Annotated in this window: 22 protein-coding genes and 1 pseudogene; 3 read left to right on the top strand and 20 right to left on the bottom strand. The window is 40.2% G+C overall.

Translation table 11 applies throughout. The features are described 5' to 3' along the window. From HWQ39_RS22615 to HWQ39_RS22630, 4 genes and pseudogenes are all read right to left on the bottom strand, one after another. Positions 1-532: pseudogene (locus tag HWQ39_RS22615) on the bottom strand (hypothetical protein); the annotation flags it as partial. A 552-nt stretch (positions 533-1,084) separates the two neighbouring features. Then, a complete protein-coding gene (locus HWQ39_RS22620) occupies positions 1,085-1,738 on the bottom strand; it encodes an N-6 DNA methylase (protein ID WP_292849789.1) in 654 nt (217 codons plus the stop codon). Beyond that, complete coding sequence (locus tag HWQ39_RS22625) at positions 1,738-2,592, bottom strand: hypothetical protein (protein ID WP_292849791.1); 855 nt, start codon at positions 2,590-2,592, stop codon at positions 1,738-1,740. Before HWQ39_RS22625 ends, HWQ39_RS22620 begins: the two co-directional genes overlap by 1 nt. A gap of 48 nt (positions 2,593-2,640) precedes the next feature. Next, the gene (locus tag HWQ39_RS22630; RefSeq protein WP_292849794.1) at positions 2,641-3,342 is read right to left on the bottom strand and encodes a hypothetical protein; all 702 of its coding nucleotides are present in this window, start codon (positions 3,340-3,342) and stop codon (positions 2,641-2,643) included. Between the two features lie 178 nt (positions 3,343-3,520). On the opposite strand from HWQ39_RS22630, the gene HWQ39_RS22635 reads away from it, so the two are divergent. The 3 genes from HWQ39_RS22635 to HWQ39_RS22645 are packed head-to-tail and all read left to right on the top strand — an operon-like array spanning position 3,521 to position 4,560. Next, a complete protein-coding gene (locus tag HWQ39_RS22635) occupies positions 3,521-3,847 on the top strand; it encodes a DUF5674 family protein (protein WP_292849797.1) in 327 nt (108 codons plus the stop codon). After that, positions 3,844-4,206 carry a hypothetical protein gene (locus HWQ39_RS22640; protein ID WP_292849800.1) on the top strand — a complete coding sequence of 121 codons (363 nt, stop codon included), beginning with the start codon at positions 3,844-3,846 and terminating at the stop codon, positions 4,204-4,206. Before HWQ39_RS22635 ends, HWQ39_RS22640 begins: the two co-directional genes overlap by 4 nt. Before the next feature lie 6 nt (positions 4,207-4,212). Continuing rightward, positions 4,213-4,560, top strand: coding sequence for a hypothetical protein (locus tag HWQ39_RS22645; RefSeq protein WP_292849803.1), 348 nt, complete (start codon positions 4,213-4,215; stop codon positions 4,558-4,560). A gap of 62 nt (positions 4,561-4,622) precedes the next feature. Here HWQ39_RS22645 and HWQ39_RS22650 read toward each other — a convergent pair whose 3' ends face one another. From HWQ39_RS22650 to HWQ39_RS22725, 16 genes are all read right to left on the bottom strand, one after another. After that, complete coding sequence (locus HWQ39_RS22650) at positions 4,623-7,235, bottom strand: DEAD/DEAH box helicase (protein ID WP_292849806.1); 2,613 nt, start codon at positions 7,233-7,235, stop codon at positions 4,623-4,625. 186 nt (positions 7,236-7,421) lie between these two features. Beyond that, a complete protein-coding gene (locus HWQ39_RS22655; protein ID WP_292849809.1) occupies positions 7,422-8,132 on the bottom strand; it encodes a hypothetical protein in 711 nt (236 codons plus the stop codon). Positions 8,133-8,169: 37 nt separating this feature from the next. Continuing rightward, a complete protein-coding gene (locus HWQ39_RS22660; protein WP_292849812.1) occupies positions 8,170-10,473 on the bottom strand; it encodes a GUN4 domain-containing protein in 2,304 nt (767 codons plus the stop codon). Positions 10,474-10,492: 19 nt separating this feature from the next. After that, entirely contained in the window at positions 10,493-11,503 is a 1,011-nt protein-coding gene (locus HWQ39_RS22665) for a hypothetical protein (protein ID WP_292849814.1), read from the bottom strand. Between the two features lie 93 nt (positions 11,504-11,596). Next, positions 11,597-12,577, bottom strand: coding sequence for a DNA polymerase III subunit delta (gene holA / locus HWQ39_RS22670; RefSeq protein ID WP_292849817.1), 981 nt, complete (start codon positions 12,575-12,577; stop codon positions 11,597-11,599). After that, the gene (dnaX, locus tag HWQ39_RS22675; protein ID WP_292849820.1) at positions 12,574-14,061 is read right to left on the bottom strand and encodes a DNA polymerase III subunit gamma/tau; all 1,488 of its coding nucleotides are present in this window, start codon (positions 14,059-14,061) and stop codon (positions 12,574-12,576) included. The genes holA and dnaX overlap by 4 nt, the downstream gene beginning before the upstream one ends. Positions 14,062-14,313: 252 nt before the next feature. Then, the gene (locus HWQ39_RS22680; RefSeq protein ID WP_292849823.1) at positions 14,314-14,667 is read right to left on the bottom strand and encodes a XisI protein; all 354 of its coding nucleotides are present in this window, start codon (positions 14,665-14,667) and stop codon (positions 14,314-14,316) included. Next, positions 14,655-15,071 (bottom strand): XisH family protein, encoded by a 417-nt coding sequence (locus HWQ39_RS22685; RefSeq protein ID WP_179075911.1) that lies wholly within the window; start codon positions 15,069-15,071, stop codon positions 14,655-14,657. The genes HWQ39_RS22680 and HWQ39_RS22685 overlap by 13 nt, the downstream gene beginning before the upstream one ends. Positions 15,072-15,386: 315 nt before the next feature. Continuing rightward, complete coding sequence (gene dnaN / locus HWQ39_RS22690; RefSeq protein WP_292849829.1) at positions 15,387-16,838, bottom strand: DNA polymerase III subunit beta; 1,452 nt, start codon at positions 16,836-16,838, stop codon at positions 15,387-15,389. Positions 16,839-17,037: 199 nt separating this feature from the next. Continuing rightward, positions 17,038-17,589: a WGR domain-containing protein gene (locus tag HWQ39_RS22695; protein ID WP_292849832.1), complete on the bottom strand. Its 552-nt coding sequence runs from the start codon at positions 17,587-17,589 to the stop codon at positions 17,038-17,040. A gap of 104 nt (positions 17,590-17,693) precedes the next feature. Then, positions 17,694-19,310 carry an AAA family ATPase gene (locus HWQ39_RS22700; protein WP_292849835.1) on the bottom strand — a complete coding sequence of 539 codons (1,617 nt, stop codon included), beginning with the start codon at positions 19,308-19,310 and terminating at the stop codon, positions 17,694-17,696. Next, positions 19,307-19,564, bottom strand: a complete 258-nt coding sequence (locus HWQ39_RS22705; protein WP_292849838.1) for a hypothetical protein — start codon at positions 19,562-19,564, stop codon at positions 19,307-19,309. The genes HWQ39_RS22700 and HWQ39_RS22705 overlap by 4 nt, the downstream gene beginning before the upstream one ends. A 45-nt stretch (positions 19,565-19,609) precedes the next feature. Next, on the bottom strand, positions 19,610-19,816 hold the full coding sequence (locus HWQ39_RS22710; protein WP_228674997.1) for a DUF2997 domain-containing protein: 207 nt from the start codon (positions 19,814-19,816) through the stop codon (positions 19,610-19,612). A gap of 3 nt (positions 19,817-19,819) precedes the next feature. Continuing rightward, positions 19,820-20,266: a DUF1257 domain-containing protein gene (locus HWQ39_RS22715; protein ID WP_292849845.1), complete on the bottom strand. Its 447-nt coding sequence runs from the start codon at positions 20,264-20,266 to the stop codon at positions 19,820-19,822. Positions 20,267-20,475: 209 nt separating this feature from the next. Next, positions 20,476-21,552 (bottom strand): hypothetical protein, encoded by a 1,077-nt coding sequence (locus HWQ39_RS22720; protein ID WP_292849848.1) that lies wholly within the window; start codon positions 21,550-21,552, stop codon positions 20,476-20,478. 493 nt (positions 21,553-22,045) lie between these two features. Then, the gene (locus HWQ39_RS22725; protein WP_292849851.1) at positions 22,046-23,497 is read right to left on the bottom strand and encodes an AAA family ATPase; all 1,452 of its coding nucleotides are present in this window, start codon (positions 23,495-23,497) and stop codon (positions 22,046-22,048) included. Positions 23,498-23,699: the final 202 nt, after the last annotated feature.

Consider the following 23,699-nt stretch of genomic DNA (forward strand, 5'->3'; position numbering starts at 1 on the left):
TATTACACGGTAAATCTACCGTTTTTATGTTAAGTAATATTTCGCCAACAGTATCAGCATGGGAGGCGATCGCTCGAAATTTGGAGCGATACTTCACAGCATCAAAGTTAATGTCACGTTTTTGCTGGAGATAGTCACGAGCGATCGCTCTGCTACGACGATTATTGATACTTCTTTTCCGCAACTGTTGCAATACTTCCCAACCTCGTTGTGGTGGTAGGGCTGTTAATGCTGCGGCAATTAATGCACCTTCTTCTTGTCGATGTTCAGGGGGTGTATGTTTTCCTGTTGCTAGTAATTTGAGGATAATCTGCGCTTGGTTGAAGTGGTTAATCCCTGCTGCCAATGTCCGGGTATAGAGTAAGCGGTAATTACCTAAAATATAGTCGTGCAAAAAGTCAATAGATACGCGCTGCCCGTAACCATCACCATAGAACTCACGCTGTCCTGTGCAGGAAAGGCAGGCATTAATGAACATGACTAAATCTTCCCTTGCCACCTGCTGATGTTGGTTAGCCCGATTAATGTCCATTTTTGACCGAAAACAGGGTATGGGGTGTCGGGTGTGGGGGGTAGGGTGTAAGGTGTAAGGTGTAGGGTGTGGGGGATAGGGTGTAGGGTGTAGTGTTTAAGACAATTAAATGCGAGTACGTCAAGGAGTTCAACACATTCTTAATTTCCCACACCCGAACCTGCAACCCTACAACCAAAACCCAGAAATACCAGGAATTTACGCTTATCAAGCGTGCCATTCGTGAAGAATATTGCATCACTTCTTCCCCTACACCCTACCCCCTATCCCCTACACCCCTTTCTTTGGGGGTACTGTTCGGGGAATGACGACACGACAAGCTAGGATAGCGTTACAGGCTAGGTTCGGAAGTCGCACCAAAGTCCCGCAAACAGTATTAACGACTATTTTAAGTTCTAGATTAGAAAATAGCTATAGGAATCTAACTTAAATCTTACTAAGTATACTGAGGCTTTAAACTCTATAAAGTAAGTCTGCAAATTCATGAGACACGTCCTTAATTTCCCCATATACTGCATAGATAACTTTGACGGCGCTAATAGACAGCAAGTGCTATTTCTCAACATTATTTTGCCATACCTCTTTAAGAAACTTTTTGAACTTTTCTAGAATCAGAGGTAAATCATTATCAATTTCTTGGGTTTGTTGCCCATTTGTACTTGAACGAAAAAGACGACGGCCTCGACTATCAAAACCAATTTTATCCGCAACTGCCATAAAGATTGAGTAGTCTTTTGGTACTGGTAAATCTCCACCTTTGCGCTGAAGAATTAAAAAGCTGGTGATAATTCCTAATCCACATTCTACCTGAAAGTTTTCTGTAGGTAACTGAATGGAAGCAATTAGTAAAGCCATGTCTTTTAATAGCCATCGGCGAAAGTATGCTTGGTTAGATGAAGACAGAATTCCATTAGATACCAAGATACAGACTATTTCACCAGGTTGCAATTGATTTAAACACTGTTCTACAAATAAGCACTCTTGTTCTGCTTGGGTTTTCAACTTGGATGTAATCACGTAGCTTCCATCTCCGTGTTTTATCCATTTATAAGCCATCTCAAATCTGGCTAGTTCTGAATCGGAAGTGAGATTAATTTTGCAATAGGGAGGATTGGCAATGGCTACAGTAGGCAAGGAAATTGGCAGAGGAGGATTACTGACACAATTTTGAAATAGTTGTTGCCACTCAGCAATTTTAATTGTCATCAAAATAAACTTCCTTGCAACATATTTTCTGCTTTAGTATTTTCATATTTGATACCATTAATCAGCAAACTATTATTTAGTTTCGGTTTAGGTGTTGATGCAGGAGTTTCATACTTTAAATTTGGTCGAATAAAAGAAATTCCCTTGCCAGTCAAGGTGTCTCCGATAACTAAATCTCCACCCAAACTAGGAATAGGCAATGCCAAGTAGGGAGCGTAAAGCATGAAGTTTAAACTTGCTATTTTTATTAGTAGTGAATCCCACTCCCAGCCTGTCAAACTGATGGCATAATTGGACATTTCCAATGCTAATCTTCCTGTACCAAGTGCTGGTTCATATATATGAAATGGTGCTATTGCAGCAGAACTTTCAACTGCTGCAATAGCCATTGTCCTGGCTGTCCAAGTAGGAGTAGGATAGAATTTAGCTCTCGATTGTCCGTAACGATTAGCAGCCAACAAATGACCGAAGTAATCGAAGGGACAAGAAATCAAAAGCTTCAGTTCCAGTTCTTGAATAAGACGATTGCTCGCACCGTTACATCCCTCTGGCTCATGAGGCAATTTAGCAATGCTGGGATGCCCTAGAGCATAAAGTAACCAATCAGTGAAATAGGGAATAAATCTGGAATGACTGCCACATCCACCTGTAGAAATAGATTGCAGACAGCTTGAGAGCATCTGTAAAACTTGAGGATGTCCTAAGTCTAAAAACTCAGTTTGTGGTATTTCTTTAGGCAGTTCTCCAGTTTCCATTGTCCATCGCCATTGCTCCCACCTACCTTGATATTCATCATCTAATTTCAGTAGCTTTGATAATAGCCATCCATATTCAACAGTTGATTTGAGTACCATTGGTGTTATCTTTAATAAACATTTGCCAATGGCAGAGGCATTAGCCTCTTAAATCTTGACTTCTGGAATAGCTTCTACATTGACCATTGACAATAACTCAGGAATAACTATATTTGATTGTGATTTGTTATCTGGAGATTGAGTCAGTAGTTTAATTAACCATTTTTCAGTCTGCATCTGATCCTTTTTATTCCAGCTTACATTTAATCTTTGGGCTGGTTTAACAGGATGTAATGCTAAAACTACGAGTTGTATTTGGTTAGGAGTAACTGAGTATTGTCTAGCTGTAGTCCACAACTTTACCCGGTCTTGCCAGCTTAAATATGGATGGCGTATAGCCCATTCATAAAGCCTGGGAATACCTTGTTTAAATGCTATATTTGTTAATACTTGAATAAAGTGCTTATCGTCATTAATTACAAGAGGTGCGATAACTGGATTATCGACTAATAACTTTTTCCGAGATTGAAAAATTTCCGGTGCAAGTTCCTGTATTTGATCAACCCACTGAGCAATTTGAGGATAGGCATTTAATAAAGGTTCTATAGTCAGTCCTAAAAATAGTTGTTTCATCACCAAAGAGAAGTTATCTGCAACTATAGAGTCAAAGGCAGAGCGATTTGGATGATATTTTTGACTGGGGAATAGGACTTGTTGCTGTGTTTTAGTAATTTGTTGAATATCGGCAAGATTAATTACTGGCATGGTGGAGAGAATATAACATCTCTCCCATGCAGCGGTAAGCTGCAAATTAATTACTTCGATTAATCATGCTTCAATACAGATATACAGAGTATTGTGGGTTGCTGGAAGTAGAAAATTTAGTTACAAAGCTATGCAACAATCTGGTATTACTGTTGATAGCTGAAGACTGATGTAATTAGGCAAGATAGCCAGGGCAACCGTATGTTTAATAGGAGTAAGTTTTTTGATTGAGATTATTAGAGTTCGTGCTACACCGGAGCAAATTGAACAGATGCTACAAGAGTTAAAGTTTTATATTAAGGTAGCGGTGGATATTGAGCATCGGATTCTGGCTGGGGGAGGTGAAATGCATTTTTACTGTGAACAGGCGTTGCTAGAAGATGGTAGTAAGCAGAGTGATATTTGGGCTACTAGTTTTAGACCTGACACCCAACGGATAATCTATGAGTCTATGGTTAATCTGCGTCCCAGACAGAATCGTTCAATGGAAATTATCGACGTTAAGATTAGAGAACAGGTTGCCGCAATTATTATGGAGTTACTGGGATGAATAGTGGCTTAACTTATGAGCAAGAAACCTTTATGCAAGATAGTATTCCTGTTAGATTGGGAAAATTGGCAACTAATTTAGCACGGATAAGTCAACTTTTCAGTGACTCTACGCATGAGGATATGGTCAAAAGCCTGATTAGAGAGACTATGTATTTTCTTGAGTGGATAGCCCCAGATATAGATATTGACAATGCTTTTGAGTTAGCAAACTTAGGAAGGTTTCTCACACGCTGGCTGTTTAACTGGGAACAAGCTTGGAATAACACAGAAGCTAAAAACCAGATTATTCAAGAACTTGCTATTTGGTCAGACAGTGTTTTGCAAATGTCAAAATTACCTGCTGTACAACAATCCTAATTGATAATGACTCAATCCCAACCTCCATTACCACAACCCAAACTCGAAAGAGCTGGTATTACCTCTGACCAGTATTTTGAATTTACTCCAGAAAAGTTGGAACTTAGTAACGGATATTTGGGTTATGGTGGACAATACCAACTTGGGTTTCACTTGTCTGTTCTCACCAATATGGGATTGTTGACAGCAGCTCGACATACAAATTTGTCGTTGTGGCTAGAAGCACTCAAAAGTGTAGTTAGGGAAAAACTACCGACTGTCAACGCCCAACCAGAAGTAGCAGAAGCAATGCTCAATCGATTTAATCGGGCGATCGCAGACTTGGAGGCAGTGATTGAGTATCTGGAACAATAAAATCTGGAAGTTGAGCGATGTCTACGACGATGCTCGTGTCAAACATCAGGTGTAGCGATGGGCTACGTTTTGTCGGAGGCGATGGTCTCCGACCGACCGGAGGCGATCGCATCTAACAACAATAATCCCATTTGCTTCAATAAAGCAGTGTTACCATCAGGGCAACCATGTTGAATTAGGCACTTGGCACAGCCAGTATCGCAATTACAATCTCGTGCGATCGCTCTAGCAGCACTAGCAAGTTTTGGCAGATGTTTAAACACAGCCTCAGCCGCACCATTACCACCATCACTGGTATCATAGAAATAGCCTGTGTAGTTGTTATTTTCCCCTAACTCCTTCACTACTGTAAAATTCACCTGTTTTGGGTCAACTCTAGCCACCAGCTGCAACGCTCTCATAATTTGATGCCCAAAGCTATGGATAGCAATCAAGGGACTGGAATATTCCCATAACTGTTGATAGCCAGAGGGAATCGGTTCTCCACTGCGGGTTAAATTGGTTCTAGTTTCCAAGGCATTGTGCTGGAGGTATTCCCGCGCACTTGAGTTTATTGCTACTTTGACCATTGGTGCGGAAAATTGAGTACGGAAAGGCTGCTCAAACTTTTCTTCTGATAGGGTTTTCACAATTACAGCTTTGCGTGTGAGTTTGCTACAAAGCGGACAACGACGTTCTTTAGGTAGCGGTTCCTTGTAGTTAAGACACCGCTTGTTCAAACAAGTCTGCTCATAGATTTGGGTCATTAAACTGTAACCACTGGTAATGTGCTTAACCTCACCAAAACTAAGTTCCAGGGTTAAGTATTCCTTACAATCATCAACTTCACTGACTTGAGAAAACAGCAATGGTAACTTCACCGGATCTGTCAGCACTGTTAGGCTGCTGGTTTCTGATTCCGTAACTGCAACTGTAAACAGTGGGCTATCTGCTGTCTGTTTTAAAATTGCTTGCTTGCTGTTCAAGTCAAGGGAGATGCACTGATAAGTCAGCATTCGTCCATTGGCATCTTGTCGTTTGTAGATGGCTTGGGGATGGACTTCCCGGTGAGCAATATCTTCTGAGATTTCCTCTAGTTCTTCGCCAGATTCTGCATCTACTAGCTTGATGGTAGTTTGGGATAAGCCACCCCGAAAGTTAACATCTTTATGGGGATAGCCTTTTGCCCACAGTCCATTACGACCTTTATTTAGATGTCCTTGGGCTAACAGGAGTTTTGCTACCTCGTAAGCTGCCGTGCCAAAGTAGTGCTTGATTTTATTAGTAGGAATACCAGTTTCTGCGGCTGCACACATCAAATGTTTAGCAGCAAAGATGGGATATTCGTCATTAAAGAATACTTCCTCAGCTTCTGGCGATACCAGCATTTCTGGATGTTCTGCTACATAGCAGTCTATGGGATTGAGAGCATTGGGAAGCAGCACTGTCAGTCCTGGTTGTGAACGTCCGGCGCGGCCACTGCGTTGCTGGTATGCCATTTTGGAACCAGGCCAGCCACGCAAAATGCAACATTCTAACTCTGGTAGGTCAATTCCAGCTTCTAATGCTTCTGTGGCAATAATCCACTTGATTGTGCCAGACTGGAGTTGGTCAACTACTTCTGCCCGACGCTCAGAAGTTATGCCACTGTAGAAGGCGGCTACTTGGTTTGATTTGAGTAATTCTGTTAGTTCCCGCACGCTGCGACGGGAGTTACAAAAGGCGATACCTGACTTACCTTGATTGAGCAAAAATTGAATTATTCGAGCGGTATCACCAGTCAGATTGTAACTGGGCTGAGTGATAATTATTTGTCTAGATGGTGAAGCTGCTCCACTTTTGCGAATCCAAATCAGGGGTTTGGGGTTGAGTTTAGTGGGTTTCAAGCCAGAGATTTTCAGAGCCAGTTGTTTAGGATTTCCACAAGTGGCACTCAAGAAGATAAATTGCAGTTTCTTGGAGTCACCACCGTAATGATCTACTGCTAGTTTAATACGACGAATCAGCCAGGACATATTTGCGCCATAGCTGCCTGAGAGGGTGTGAGCTTCGTCAAGCAATATATAGCGCAATCGCTGATAAAAGTTTGCCCAATGCGCGGATTTCCAGGCTTGCTTGAGTTGAAAGTGGATTAATTCTGGTGTGACACCTAAAATATGCGGTTCACTCTTGAGGATTTGTTCTCGTTTTTCTGATTTGACATCTCCAGTGATCATTGCCAGTATAGGTCTGGATTGTGTTGGTATGGTAGAGAGTAGTTCAGAGATTTTGTGGAACTGGTCTAGCGCCAATGCTCGTAGTCCATAAAATGCTAATGCTCGATGTTCTTCATTGATACAACCTTCCAGAATGGCGGGGTATGTGCTGAGAGTTTTGCCACTGGCTGTGGGAGAGGTGAGGATTAAACTTTTACCTTGTCTAATTGCTTGTAAGGCTTGAAGTTGGTGAGAGTAAAGTTGGGTGATTCCTAATGAGTGAAGTGCTTTAATTAATTTATTTGGTAGGTCATTAGGGATATTTTTCAGATTGGGTTCTTTGGCGGGAATAGTTTGCTGCCAGAGTAAATCTTCACCTAGAAATTCAGCAATATCTGTTGGTTCAGTAGGATGGTTATTTGAGTTGGAATTTTCTGTAATGGGTGTACGAGGTGGTGTCCAAAAGCTTTGTAGCAGGGCATTATAGTTGGGCGTGTTCATGGCGGTGTTTTTCGCTCATTGCCCTAAAAAATCCCCCAGTGGGGGAGTGATATTAAATTAGAATAGGTAGTATTTTTTGTATAAAAATATTTAAATATAAATCTATCATTTTTGTAGAGCGAACTCAAACAGATACTTTAGTTATAATTTCGCTAAAATAACTGTTTTGTTAAACTAATTTTCATTCTAAAAGTTTAGCCCTTCTAGTTTTAGCTCTATCGGAGAAATAGATAATTTTTGCATATATCTATTACAAATTTCAACACCTTGAGTTGTTAGTTGATACAAATCACTAAATAGAGGTATATCCTTACCTAAAATTTTATTGTCATGGTCATCGAACACTTTAAAAATTTCCTCGCTTATCTGGTTTAAAATTGCATCTCTTTCCACAGTAGGTAGTTTTTCAATCTGTTCTGTAGTGAGACGACCTTGCTGCCAAACAAATTCATCTCCATGTTTTCTATATACTTTTGCTATGTCATCACCAATTGGTGAAGGAAATTGTCTGTGGTCAGTATGAGCAATAATTTTGTCTCTCAAATGTTTTAGTTTTTTTACTAAAGTATCCTCTGTTACAAATTTTTTATCTCGCTCTAGAATTTGATTATCAAGAGTTTCTGAGCATCCCCAATATCTATAATTAGATCCAATCATATTTAGAATTTTTAAAAGTCCCAGACTATCTTGATCATCATCATAAGCTCTCGTTAGTTTTAATACTCCGGTTTCATAGTGAGCCATGCGTGACAATAAAAAGAAGGGTGGATATTCTTCTAGGCGCTTGTTATTTTCATGGGTCATCCATTCATGAATTTTTAAGTGGAAATGTGATAAATATAAGCTTTCCCCAAGTGCTTGTATTTTTAATTCAAACTTTTCTCTAGTAATAGTCATGGGTTATCATCTGGTATTTTGTTTTTACGCGAGTCCCTTAGTTTGAGATGAATTCAAATTTCGAGAGAACAGACCAAACAACTCGTGCCGAAAAACCTCTAAATTGAGTTACGCATGGAAAAACAGCAGGAAGATGACCTCTAGGTGCATTTAAACTAAAAATTATTTCTTCCTTCGATATCCATTTAAAATTATCCCACTCATCATAATATCCCCATTCCACACAATCACCAAATTCATGCCAATCTTCTTGCACATTTTGCCAAATACTCTTTTGAAGACTAAAGCCAAAACGTCCTTTGCTGTAAGTAACCCAAAGTTTGTCAATAATGTAAAGGTCTCTACAGAGTAAAAAATCAATATCTTTTACTTGAAAATCCCCCTGTTGACTTCGATTAGCTAGCTTCAGCATGACCCTTCTTGTTTCATGATTGGCTTCTCTCCATTTTTCTGCTGCTAGTAAACGTCTCAGTCTTTGATATATTCCCAAATTTTCCAGTCTTGTTAGTGGTTCTACTTTTTCTGCCTCAAATTTCGAGAGAACAGATAAAACCAGCCGAGATGAAAAACCTCGTTCTTCAGTTACGTATGGAAAAACAGCAGGCAGATGACCTTTTGGTGTACTTAAACTGAAAGTTAGTTCATCCTTGGATATCCATTTAAACCTCTTCCTTAGATCATAGTTATACTCACCCCATCCCACAGAAGCACTAAATTTGTGCCAATCTTTCCCCATTTTGTGCCAAACGTCACTCTGTACACTAAAACCAAAATGTCCATCGGTATAATTACTCCAAAGCCTATCTATAGTGTCAAGGTCTTGGTTGGGAAATTGTTCAATATCTTCTTCTCGAAAAAAGCCTTCTTGACTTCGCCCAGCTACCTTGAGCATAACTATCCTAGTTTCTTCGTTAGCTTCTCTCCATTTACTATCTGCTAATAAATGTTGCAGGTTTTCATATTTTATTTGCGTTTCTTCTACTCCCTGTTTAAATTTAGAAAGAAGGGACAAAACCAGATTTGAAGAAAAATCCTCTGATTCCTTTCCACAAGGGAATACAACAGGAAGATGACCATATTCTGCATTCAAACTGAATTGTATTTCATGTTCTGCTCTCCACCCGCTATTATCAAACCTCCTCCACCCCACATCCCTACCAAATTCCTGCCAATCTTCATTCCGAGAAGGATGCAAAAAGCTACCATACCAGATGGTTTTCTGTGCGCTAAAGCCAAAACGTCCTTTGCTGTAAGTAACCCAAAATCTATCAATATTGTAAAGGTCTTGAAAGGTGAAATTTTCAATATCTTCTGTTGTCAAAAAACTCTGTTCACTTGTGCTAGCAATTTTTAGCATGAGAATCGTAGTTTCTTGATTTGCCTGTCTCCATTTTCCAGATGCTAATAAATATTTTATCTCTTCATGTTTTTCTAAAATTTCTTTCTCTGTCTTGTTTTCTTCAGTTTCATGGGTAATTGAGCATAAAAAAATTGCTGCACTCCAACCTTGACCAGCTACTTTTACTGGCAGATGTCCTACTGGTGCGTTTAGAGAGAAGTTAAGGTAAGAGGATAGTAAACAGCCATTAATGACACGCCAGCCTACAGTCTCACAAAAACGGGCATAAATTTTATTACTCTCAAATTCACCTAATTTACTATATTCTTCTTGCCAAATACGCTTTTGAACACTGAAACCAAAACGCCCATTACTATATTCGTTCCAAAGTTGGTCAATAAAATTAAATTCTGTAGCAGGAACAGTTTTTGCATATTCTGAACTCATTTCATATTTTTGTCCAGATAATTTAAAAATGAGATTTGCTGTTTCATCATCGGCTTCTTCCCATTTGCCTGCTGCAAGTAAATAACGTAGTTTTTTATAAATATCTGTATCATCTATGGTTTTTAAAATACGTGCATAGTAGTCATCAGGAACAATAATTAACTCCTCTTTTAATTGGTAGAGAACTTGGTTAGTTTGTTCCACTGCTGTTTGAAATCTATTTAAAGCATCTGCTGTTGATTCTCTATCAATCTCCCACATTAAGGAAATGAGATTTTGTTGCAATCGCACTGCCAAACGCAAACAGTCTTTTTCAACTTCATTTAATGCGTGTTGACGAGTTAAATCATTAATCTGCCTTTTGCTTTCATCAGCAAATTCATAATATTTCTTCTCTAAATTGGCGTATTTGTCCGTTAATTCATTTGCAACTTGTCTGTGATGCTTGGCTGCTTGTCTATCCTTTTCGCCAGCAGCATGAGCAGTAAAAGCACCTGCAACAGCACCAACCGCCGCCCCTAAAGCACCGAACAGAAGAGGAATTATAAAAATCATATAATTTTTGACTAATTATCTAGGAATGAGGAGGAAGGCAAGGAAGTTGAGAATCAGTCAACAACTTACTATCTGCTGATGTGAGTCCTAAAGATTGAGCAATAGCCACTGATTCACGTAATCGTTGCATAGCCCCTTCTACTCCAGATGCAATTGGACGATTTCTAATTTCTTGATTAATGGCTTCGGCTTCGGCCAAAAATTCTAGATTTTTCTGATGTTCATAAATTAGTTCATTTTCAATTGCTTGCAAATTCGCTAGTTCTAGCTGAGTTAAAGACTCGTAATATACTCTTACATCCTGTTTATGGTCATCAAGGATTTTGAAAAACTCGTAAACCATACCCGCAGCACCAACAACAGCTAATGCAGGTGCTACTGTGGTTAATGCGATCGCAATTGGTGGACAAGCTGCTACTACTGCTGTAGTTGCAAATGCCGTTGCACCCCCAACTGCACCACCCATGACGGTATCTTTTAATGTTGCTGTAGTCGCTTCCTGTGCAGAAATTTCGCCTCGGACTACACGCAGTGCATTAGCTAGAAGCGAAAAAGGTGCGGCTGTCACTGCACCAACAGCAGCCCCCAAAGGTGCAGCTTGAAAACCTGCTTTAACAGCACCTGCCAGGTTGTCAAACTGCAATTTGGCATTCAGTCTCATTTGTTCCTGCCAACTCATGGTTTTATCACCACGAGTGATGTTGTCTTTGGCATTCTCCCATTTGATATTGTTGGGGTTATTAGACCCTCCTTTGCTGTGGGGTTTGATATGACTAGCGTGTTTATCAGATAGATATTGTTCGGCATTACTAGCCGCAGATTTGCCGTCAACACCTGCGCGTTGAGATGGGGGAATTTTCTCTAACATTTCTTGGGCTTGCACCCTGCTTCTTGTCGGTTCACCAGGTCGAATCCCACCTTTATATAATCTACGCGCCGCACTTAAAGGTAAATCCTGTAAATTAGCGTGGTGAATGTTGGTTGTAGCAGCAGCGTTGACAGCAGAATTAGGGTGGGAATCGTCAGACATGAGTGATTACCTTTCGTATCTAGTTTATTCTTTGAAATTTGCTAATACGCTTCCATCCAATTTGACAGAAGCGTTTAGTAACATAAATTATACTCAAGACTGAAAGTTTCTACTAATACTGAGAATTGTTGGCAGTAAATTTTTACCTGACGCTCGATTACTTGAAGAGGTTGCGCTATCAACACCTTTCTTGATAGACATCTCTAAATCCAGCACCATAATCACTGCTTTAGCTAAAGCGTTAATGCTTGTATTTGCTACCTCCTGACGCAAGTAGTAAATGCGATTAGGATTGCTGATACTGCACAGTTGAGCTAATTCACTATCTTTCTTAACCCCAGAAACGATCGCAGACTTAACCCATAGCCAAGTTCTAAACTGCGTTAGGAGAGTAGCAATAATCACCATTAATGGTTCCGAGCGTGACAGTAAATCATCCAGCAGGTGCAAAACTTGATTGCTTTCTCCTTGGCGAATAGCAGATGCCAGTTGTAGGCTATTCTGAGTTTGACATGGCACTAACTCTTTTACTTCTGCAAACTCTAGTTTTCTGCCACTACCATAGATATACAGTTTGCGTAACTCTGTGGCTGCACGGGTCATGTCGTTACCAATTGCTTCTGCTAGATATTCCACTGTATCTTTTGACAGCACCAGCTTGATTTTTTTAGCTTGCGTACTGATCGCCTTCTCAATTAAATCAGCACGCCAAGGTGGTATCAATAGAAACTCAAACAACTTGGCATACTTGACAAGATGTTTGTAAATCTTCAGCCGCTTATCTACATTGGTGGCGACAAACACCAGAATTGTGAATTCAGGCACTTGAACAAGCTGCTGCAAAGTTTCTAACTCAGTATCACTCCACTGCTTGAGGTGGCAATTTTCCACAATCACCAGTTTTTTACCACCAGTCAGGGAACGAGTGCGAGCTACGCTAATAGCTCGGTCAAGGCGATCGGCTGGAAATCGGTGATAGCAAAGTGTGAGCCATTGAGCATCAATCTCTGCTTTGTATTGATTTAGCTGTTCCTGGATGGCGTGTTGGTCGTCACCTGTCAGCAAGACAATCATGCTTTTACCCTCCCATTACTGCTCTTGTTGGCAGTTTTAATTAACACAGTCATTGGTTGTTGACTTTGGGTAGCTCGTTGCAGCATTTTAGCGATCGCTTCTTTATTACTCTCAAACTTATTCAGGTAAGCTGGTGTAACCTCTAAAATTGCCTTGTCACCTTCCAATTTAACGAGATGAGCATGAGCCAACAGCTTTTGATTGCTAGGTTTAGCTATATCCATCACAGAAAGCCAAATTTGAGTTAGATTAGTAGTCTGGGCTGCAACTGTTGGTAACAATTTGTCATCTACAGGTTTAGCTGTCACCTTATTTGTGGTGTATACTCCAACTGTTGGTAGCAGCTTGCCGTCATGCACAGGTTTAGCAGTTAGCGTCTTGGTTGCACTGACAGGCAATAAACTGGGTATCAGGTTCAGTAAGCAAACTTCTAGCCACACAGCAGCATTTACTGTGTACCGCAGATAGTTTTCTGCTTTTTGTAACTCTGCTAGAGACAAGTTAAGCGTCTCGAAATTCCAGTGATTTGCTAAAACTTTGAGTTGAGCATAGCTAACACAACCAGTTAGCAGGGATTGCTCTTTGGGTGCAGACTTGATAACCAGTAAATCTCGGTATGTTTGCAGTAAGTTGGAGAGAATCAATTTGGGCGTTTTACCAGAATCTACTAAAACTCTTGCTACTTGCAGCAAGTTAAAGGTGTTGTTGGTGGATATTGCCTGTAAAATTGACATTAATTCTGTTTCTGTCACACCACCAGCGATTTCCATGACATGATTGGCAGTGATATCTTCATCTAAAAGACTCACCTGACCCAGTAATTGCAGTGCATCTCTGAGTCCACCATCGCTGAGTCGAGCGATCGCTGTTAGTGCCTGATCATCAATAGAGATAGATTCTGCATCTGCTACAATACCGAGGTGCTGCACAATTGCCTGAACAGATAAAGTGCGGAAATTAAACACCTGACAACGGCTGACAATGGTAGGTAATACCTTGTGCAATTCTGTTGTGCAGAGAATGAAAACAACATGAGTTGGCGGTTCTTCAATACACTTAAGTAAGGCATTGAAGGCGTTACCGGTTAGACAATGGCACTCATCGAGAATAAAAATTCGGTAACGTCCTGCAACAGGTGCTAAGGTACTGCGCTCAATTAAAGCACGGGCATCATCTACACCATTATTAGAAGCAGCATCAATTTCACTAACATCTAGGCTATTACTGGTTTCAATTGAACGGCAGGATTGACAAATACCACAAGGTTGGTCAGTTGGTTTTTTAGTGTTAAGGCAGTTGAGGGATTTAGCAAATATCCGAGCAGTTGAAGTTTTACCTGTGCCTCTAGAACCTGTGAATAAATAAGCTGGTGCAATTTGCAGGTGTTTGATAGCATTAGTCAGAGTAGTTTTGATGTAGGGCTGTCCAACTAATTCGGCTATTGTCTGGGGTCGATATTTTTGATGTAGGGCGACTGTAGACATAGGATACATTAACCTTAATTTGTCGCCCTTACCCCTGTTAAGGGGGTGTGGGTGTAATTTTGACTCAAAACTAGGCTGATTTGCTCAACCGTTCCCAGCAGGATTTACCGATACTAGAAGTTGAGTACGCCTAATTATTTAAACGTTGAAACAGGTGGAGAAGTTTATGAAATTTACAACCGAGCTATAGCCATTTTAGAATTCATATCCTTGGCGCATAAAACGCTAATTTTATCTTTTTCACCTGCCTCATTAAGCAGTAGCGAATTCTGTTAAACCTCGTTTACTGGGATGATGGAAACCCAAAACAATATCGGCTTGGGGTATTCCAGCTGATAGCAAATCATCAACAACGCATAAATTAGTTGCATCTTCTTCCACCCAAACTTTGCCGTTTTTAATGCAGAGATAGATGATAAGATACTGGATCTGCTTTTTGTCATCCCAGCCGAACCGAAACCAAAGATATTGATCTCTTGTTTCATCAAAAGCCAAGCGATCGCTTACTTCAACTCCCGTATCTTTTATAACTTGAGTATTAGTAGTTTCGTAATACTCACTCAATATTTTCTTGATAGCATTGCGGTATTGCTCTAGCTTATCCATTGCCGAATTTCCTCCTTTTGCGTATTTACAACTATTAACAGCAGGTTATTTTCATTGATGACTGCTTGTACAGATTTACGTTGAAAAAAGTTCTCATAGACAACATCATCAACAGCTAAATAAAGCTTATATTCTGGCTCCGTAAGTTGAATTAGTTTCCGATAGACTATGTATTGTCCCAGGGCATTATGAAAATCATACATCAGCGATTTGCCCACAAAGCTCTTGATTTCTACAACAATCTTCTGTCCTTGGCGTTCTGCGGCGATTGGTTTTTCTGCTGCTAGGTCGGCGTAGAGTTCAGCATCCTCATATTTGATAAAGTAAGGATCATCTGTGATAGTCCAACCGTCTTTTATCAATGCGTTCTTGACTTCATTATGGTATATGTCTTTTGCTGGCATGGCGGAACTATTGAATAATACTCTGATTGTAAAGTGTTTACCATATTGGGTAACGATTAGATTCTAAAACATACTTTTCTCTCTTTCTTGCACCCTGCTTTGCTTCCTTTTTTCTTGATAAAACTGGATAAATTTGGCATTTTGGCGGTAGATATCCGACTATTTGCCGCCAAAATGCACAGTTTCTATTTGTTAAAATCGAGAATTTTCGTTCATATTGTCAGTTTTGTCCAGAGTTCCTCAAATCCCGTCTAAAATAAACACCACTCGTATCCAAAACACTCTACAAAACTTCAAGATTTCTATTAACATTTATTAAACATTTAGAGTGTACAGTGGCAGTAAGAATTGACGCATTTCCATTTGGAGTTCTGGATTTGGTCTATCTCCATAAGGAACCAACATGGCAGGATGATCTGATTGTTGCAAGTGCATTTTGATAGCGGAACTAGGAATTGCTTTGGCTGCTTCTACTAAATACTTGAGGTTAAACTGGATATTCAATGACATTTCTGATGGTAGATGAGCAGCAATAACCTGATCGCCTTTGCCAAACTCCCGTTCAATTGATAATCGTAACTGCTGCAAAGCTCCATCAAACTGTAAGTAAATACCCTTCTCTTTTTTATCTGTTAACACAGCTAACCGTTCCAGTGCTTTGACTAAGAATGCTTTTTCTAGGATTACTTCTCGGTCAAAGCTAAATCTTGCCAATAGCTGTTCGCAGTCAGGGTAAGTTCCTTCCAGACATTGACATCTGAGGATAATATCTTGCCAAGCAAAACCCAAGCGATTACTTTGGGCATCATACAACAAATTAATGAATTCGACAGAATCATCCAAGTTACGCGCTAGTTCTTTGAGGACTCTACCAGGAATAGTAAATTGTATCTCTTCAGATTCTACTTGTTTACGGGGTTTTCTACCAATTCCTTGAGTTGAAAGTTCAGTGGTTGCGACTCGATGCCCATCAGTACCAATAAACTTTAACTTCTCCTGTGTAATTTGGATATGAACTCCGGTCAAGATATATTTATTTTCATCAGTGCTTACAGCATAAATTACACCTTTCAAACCATCTTTGAAAACTGTTGTTGGCAAAGGAATGGGAGTAGCATCAATTGTAGAATTAGGTGGAAATTCTTCAGCACTAATGCCTCTAATTTCATATTTTCCATCAGTATCAGATAAACTGAGAGAGCAGATTTTTGTTTGCTTATCCTCATCAATCAGCTGTAGAATCTGAGTCTGACTACTGAGGCTAATATTACCATTAGGGCAATGCTTAACTATTTCAAATAGCATTTCTACTGGCACAGTAATTTCACCTTTGAGCAACACCTGGGCTTCAAAACTTGCCTGAATTGTTAATGCTAAATCAGTAACAGTTAAATGTATCTGTTGTGTTTCGATATCTGCAATGATTAGAGCATTAGCAAGAATCGGATGGGTAGGTTTAGCTGGGGTAGCACAACTAACTAGAGAGAGCGCATCGTGAAATTTAGTTTGTGAGCAGATTACCTCCATTCCTGATTCTATAAGTGGTTGAGAGTTTAACTCTGATTTGACAGAACGTTTATTAGTACGCTTATTTGAGATAGGCTCAGTTGAAGTATCAGCATCTAGAGATGTACGTTTTTTCTTTTTACCTGTAGATATTTCTGGGATATTTGCTGATACTTCATTTTCGGCTTTAGGAGTAGCTACACTTGTTTGTTTTGTCTGATTGGCAGGCTTTACCCTTTGTTTCGATGCTGTTTGAGCCATGATAATTTATTTCTGGTTACGTCATTGTTAGAAAGGTGACTGCGATAGCAGAAAATAAAGGATGTGAAGTTTTGAATCAGATGCTTTTACTCTGTGAGACATACAGAAGTTTACTGATATATCCCATTTAACCGCTCTCAGGTAAGCCTTTATTCTAATCGTAGCTTTCGGAGTATCAGGCTCCGCTCCTGAATTATTTCTACAAATGCCTCCAAAAGTTCTTTCCAATGCTTTTTAAACTGATAACTTTGCTGTTATTAGCAGATTCTTCTGTAGTGTTATCACCCAGCATAGAATCAGTTTCCAGCAAAGAGTTCAGCAGTGATAGTTGATGTTCAACATCTGCCACATCGCGGTATATTCGAGACGGGTCTATTTTCATTCCTAAAGGTGTAGGAACAATTTTTAAATATTGGTTTAATATCTCTAGATAATTTCTATTGGCAAATTGTCTTTGTGCTACATAAGGGCGCAAAATCTCCAGTAATTGGATAGCTCTTTTGATTTCTAGAGAATCAGAAGTACTATCAATTTGAGGTTGGCTTTCTCGGTAGCCTTTCATTTTCTTTTCAGCCACGAGATTGTGGAATTTAGAAACTGCTTGTTGATAATTACCGAAAGAGTGAACTTTTTGCTGAGATTTGTAGCCGACCCTACCCCACTCAACAGTTAGATTACCTTGCTCAACTTTTGCACTCCAGAATTTGTTACTGTTCTGAGCCGCATTTACAAATATTAAGTAAACTTCCATATTTTTGACATATTTTAGAGTAAAGTATTGCCATGTCAAATGAATATCTCAACAACAGATGTTCATTTGACAAAAGCTTCAAATCATTACTAATTTGGGAATACTTAATTAGTACGGAACCTAGAAGTGCGAAGACCTTTCTTAGAAACCTGAACAGGACTGGAAGCTGGTCGCGCAATCTTTGACCAAGACTGCATCCGCTCAACAGCAGCAGCATCTTGAACAGCTAAAGGGGTGATGTTTTGTTGGCAATTTTCTAAATCAGCCAGTGTGACCTGCTGAGGTCTTCCCTCATCGAAAGCAAGTAGAGCTGCTTCTGATGCCAGGGTTTCCAACTCAGCACCACTAAACTTGTCGGTGCTAGCAGCGATCGCCTCTAAATATTCCTGCGGAACTTCTATACCAAAGCGTTCTAAGTGAATCTTGAGAATCTGGCAACGTTCCAACTCAGTAGGCAGGTCAACGAAGAAATTTTCATCAAACCGCCCTTTCCTTTTGAACTCAATAGGCAGCGCTGTTGGATCATTACAAGTTGCCACCACAAACACCCCCGCCGTACATTCAGACATGAAAGTGAGGATATTTCCCAGAATCCTTTGTGAGACTCCAGAGGTATCGCCATTAGCTGAAAGTGCTTTCTCGACCTCATCAATCCACAAGATACAGGGTGCGATCGCTTCAGCAGTCTTGAGTGCGCGGCGGACATTGCCCTCAGATTCTCCCACCAGGCTACCAAGCATTGATGCAATGTCTAATTGCAGCAGTGGAAGATTGAGTATGGTTGCAATGTTTTTCGCCACTATCGATTTACCTGTTCCTGGTGGCCCCGCCAATAGCACCCCTTTAGGTTGGGGTAGATTTAGCGATCGCGCTTCTTGGGAAAATAACCGGCTGCGGCGTTGCAACCAATCCCGCAATAAATCCAAACCACCAAAGGGTATGGTCGCCAATTTACCCAATTCAATACCCATCTGAGACAGTAGGCGGGTTTTGTATTCCACAACCAAAGGGATAGCCGTAGCATCAATTACTATACCTTTAGAAGTTAATCGCTCCTTGACAGTCAGCCGCAGAAAGTCGCTAATTTCCTCCAAGGTTAGCCCTAATGCTGCTCTTGCTAAGGTTTCTTTATTTTCAGTGGTTAGAGATACGGTAAAAGTTACCTCTTGCTCACTGGCAGATTCTTGCAAATATAGCAAATATGATTCTAAGTGGTCTTGAATTTGCTCAATGCTGGGTAAAGGAACTTCACAGCAAGGAATTAGTCTCAGCAGGGATTCGTGCAGTTGAATGCTTTGACCTAAAAACACAATTCGCTTTTCAGTCGGTTTGAGGCGATGGTACAAGTTTTTTACTCTGGTGAGGATTTCCCAACTCAATTGCAGAGAGTTTTTACCAACAAAAGGGTGAACATCTCCCAGGATAAAAACCCCATTACCGCCGAAATGGTTGATGTACTCGAACACATATATTAAAGGATCTATGTTATGAGGCTTTTTATAAGTTTCGACTGACTTGAACACCAGTCCACCGTCGTCAGCAATCAGACATTGCTCCAAGCCGGAAACTCCCAAATTCCAGAAGTACACAGGACTGTTAAGTTTGTCCATCACTTCAGTAGTTAACCACTGAATGATAGTGGCTTCTTCGGGGGACAGAACATCTATTGCCACGATGGGTATTTGAGAATCAATAGTGGTAATCAGGTTTGATAATTTCATTGTTGCGAATTTTGATCGGGTACGGGAGAAAGTTTTTCGTGAGTGGTAACAAGATGTACGATTACTTCGTAAACTTCGGCATCGCTGTTAAACACTTCAGCAACTCCAGAAGAGTTTGGATGAGCAATGGCGGAAATTAGGGCATTGACTAAAGCGCACAGTCCCTCCGCATTTCCTTTGATAATTACTGGTTCCCGCGCTCCTTTTGAGGGGTAAATATGGAGCATCGGATAATCTTCAGGTAGTTCACTCATAGAAAAATTGTGCAGGGGGATTTTCCTCGTTCCCCCATCGAATGTTTATTGGTGCAGTCGTTGTTGATGAGTAATGATGCTACGAAGCTGTTGTTGAGATTCTGGTTTGTAAGTGCGATCGCCTTGCACTATACCCAAAGCTTCCTCAAAGGGTTGGGTTGCTTCTAGGCACGACAATCCCTCAAATCCCTCGGCTTCTATTTTCACTTCGCCTGTAACAGTGTCAAAATGTATCAAGATTGCCCGTTCCATAAATTACCTCCGAACTTGTTGAGTTTGCTGGTGTGCTGAAAATGCAAGGCGCAGAGTATGTACCTGACCGTTGGTTTCTTCTGTGATGGTGCATTCTCCCAGATGTTCTTGTAACTGGGCTGCTTTAGCGCGAACCATCTCCTGTCCGTAGGCTTGTATTAGGGTGTGCGAAAAGAAGTCTTCTCCTAGTCGGGGTACAGTTTCATAGGCATCATGGATAAGTTGATACACCCCTGCCTCCTGATCCCACCTAAACCCGATATCTGCGCGGACACTTAAACTACGGCCAGGGACAACAATCTCAGCACTTTGTCCTTGGGAGTCGTTGTAATAACCTCTCAGCGATTGTGGTTTTTCATAAACTTGGACAGTAAGCTGCAAATCTTGTAGAGCTTGTACTAAACATTCACGGTTAGTTAGTTTTGTAGTGACAGTTGAAAAGTGCGACATTTCCTACCTCTAAATACTGTGGACTGGTAAATTAATGCGAACAGTGGTGATAGACAAGGAAGCAAAAAGTTCCTTCCCCTCTTAGTTCCGTAGCAAGCTTGGGAAGTGTGGGCGCATTGTCTTCCTCTACAACGCCACTTGACGGCAGTTGCTCCTCCACACCTCGTTTTCGATCAAGGACGATACAGATACATTCTTGATTGTTTTTTCTAGCGAAGTTTGAGGGACATCGCTGTAGCTCTGGTTAAGCCCATACCCTCATCACTTGCTAATCGTTGGAGATGGCGTTGTTCATCCAGAAGCTTGGAGCAAATTTCATCCATTTTTTCCTGCAACTGAGAACGCCCTTGTGAATCCAGCTTTTTGGAATCCACAGAAGCGTTTTCGAGAACATTTTCTAGATGAGCCATCATTTGTTCAAGACTGCTACCTGCTTCAAAACTGGCGTTAGCCAAAAGCATTTGGACTTTCTTGAAATGGCGTTCCATCTTCTTCTTAAAGTTGACTGGCTTGCGTCCTGGTTCCCAATTACTCAAATCTTCGAGCAACTGAGCTGCTAGTTGTTCTCCTCCTGCGATCGCTGATTCCCTCAGTGTTTGTTCTAAATTTCTGTCATACTGTTCGATAAACCGACTTATTTGCCCTAAGCATTCAGCTTGTTTCTCTGACAGTTGTTCACTGATGGCGGGAATAATGACAGGACGACCAATTACTACTTGTAAATAGTCCTCTAGTTCCTCTAAACAGGGAAAAGCTTTGGCTAAGTTCTGCTTAACTTCTTGTTGTTGTTCTACAGATAACTGCCAAGCATTGAGTGAGAGAAATTTGTCAATACGTTCTTGATAGTCTGTGTACCCCTTTTCATACTCTTCTTTCAGTTGAGTGCGTAAAACAGGTGCAAGATTATCTCGAATTCCGATTAGTTGATTCCAGACCAAGGGCGCTAAGTCTATAGAACAAATCCAATCACCATTGTCATAATTCATCCATTCTTGGACTGAAGCAATTTCTTGCCTTAATTGGTTTGCTGCTTCGTCTAAAGCTTTGAAAACTTTGATGCCCTTTAAACCAACTTCTGAGGTTGTAACCTTCACTAAGTCAGATTCTTGTTCATCTTGAGAATATTTGAGAACATCTGTCCATTTGGGAGCATTACTCTTGGTTGTCTTCTTTAACTGAATCTTGAAACGGATGCGAGTTTTATTCAAATTAGAGAGATTATATCTTTCAACAACAGCGTCTTTTAGAAAGGTTGCGCTTGAATTTGTAATCACTGATTGTACCACATTTACTAGGAATAATAATGTTTTTTACCTCAGTAAAATAAAGCGTCAGCTTTACCTTTTCGCCACTAAGTTTGGCTATAACTTTATTCACGCAAATCATTTAAATGGTTACTAAATATAGATAAAGTTGATTGTATGTTAAAAACAATGTGAAACTAAAAAGCTGCTAAGATCAGATTAGTAGCAGAAATATTGTAAAAAAAAAGACAGTCTTTATATAGTTAGTAAGCAGTTCTTAAAGTGAGCAAACGTTTCATAAGACATTATCTATTTCCTAATCTAGCAATCATAAGCTAATCGTCGTTTTTTCTCCAGATTTATTCGCTTTTAGTAAGGGCTGAAACCCTGCTTTCATGCAACTTAAATTTTCATTAGCTTATTTTATTTGTGAAAATTACAAGGCACAGAACCCCGACTTCTCTAATAAATCGGGGTTCTCATTGTTCACGAATGATCAATCGCAATTGTGTGTCAAGATTGCTATACACAATTATCACCGGATAACTAATATCCGTTGTCTAGCCCGTGAGCTAGAAACATAGTACAAACGATTAAACTCTCTAATCTTTGCCAGGACTGCCTTACTGTCATCTCCTCGTTCTGGATAAAGTCGCTTACTCAAATCTTTACCATCAATACCCGCTTCTAAGAAAGTGCTACCTTGGCTATTGTGAACAGTTAATGCAAAGCAGTTTCTGATGTTGGCAAACTGCTCTGAATGTTTGTAGTACTGCTTCCACAGAAAGGGATTACGCTTGGCACTTTTGAGTAAGCGTTTGGTTTCTTGGTCAAATTGTTTTTGCTCATCTTCATGCAAAACATAGATTTGACGCACAATCCCCTCATCTGTCTCTACCTTTAATCTCCAAGTATCATAGTTGTTATAACGATCGCCAAAAACATCTAAAACAGTAAACTCTGTAGATGTAGCAAGAATCGTAGTTTTACCATCAGGAGCCATCACAGGATCTCTGGTGATTAATCTTTCTCCAGGAATAAAGCGATTGATATTTTCACCATATAAATGTGTGCGAATCTGCTGATTGTAAAAGTCAACTTGAGTATTAGTCCAGGACAAAATTCGGAAACAATCTGGGTTTTGAGCAAATTCTCTCTTCATTTTTTTGCAGGCATAACGCAGCAAAGTTTGACGTTTAACCATCAGCGCCCCATTACTTTTATCAGGCAGATATTTGGCATAAGGCTCAAAAGGAAGCTTACTCTTGGTGACTGCATAGCGAGAAGCAGTGACAAACTCTAACAAAGGGCTACCAGTTCCCTGACGCACAACTTGAGTCAATACTGCTTTATCTGGCACTTGAAAACTAGGGGATTTTCCTTCATTAACTGGATTTAACTGTGCTGGGTCGCCCATGAGAATAATTTTGATTTTTGTCCAGGTGGATGATTGGTTAGCAACATCCTCAATCCAGCGCCAGAGTTGTTTGCCAATCATGGAACATTCATCAATAAAGACAACATCAAATAGATTGATGTAAGAAGGCCCAGTTTGGTCAAGTACTTTCTCTTTACCTCTAGTTACCATACCTAGTCCCAACAACTGGTGAATGGTGAAGAATTCTACGCCAGTTACGCCATTTTCTGCCGCCATGCGTTGCAGCACACCTACAGCTTTATTAGTGGGTGCAGTCAGTACAACTCGCTTACCCGTAGCGACAAGAACTTTAACTAGTTGGAAAACAATAGTTGACTTGCCGGTTCCAGCATAGCCAACCAGCAGAAATAAAGCTGCTATCACAGTTGGCTGTATAAATGTCCACATTGCATCTAAAGCTTTTTGCTGCTGCTGGGTTAGTTGAAATGGAAAAGAACCTGTTGCAGCGAAAGTAGGAAGTGTTTGGATCATCATCGCTTCGCTAATTCTATTAATTGATCCACTCAATGCAGCGATAGCTGTTGGTTTTGCTTCTCCGAAAAACAACACTCCTTCTGGTTTGAGGAATATATGTTTCTATATCCATTCGGCATCATCAGAAATCAATATATTAAAAGTTTTGGTGTTGCTGAATCATGGGATAATTCCGGACAATTTGGAACAAATTTTCAATGGTTTAAACCGCCAATTAATGCCGCATTTATGCAACGCCAAAGTTTTTTAAGATTCAGATGATTTAGTTAAATCTGAA

The sequence above is a fragment of the Nostoc sp. NMS8 genome (genome assembly GCF_017115045.1).
In the GTDB taxonomy this organism is placed as follows: Bacteria; Cyanobacteriota; Cyanobacteriia; order Cyanobacteriales; family Nostocaceae; genus Nostoc.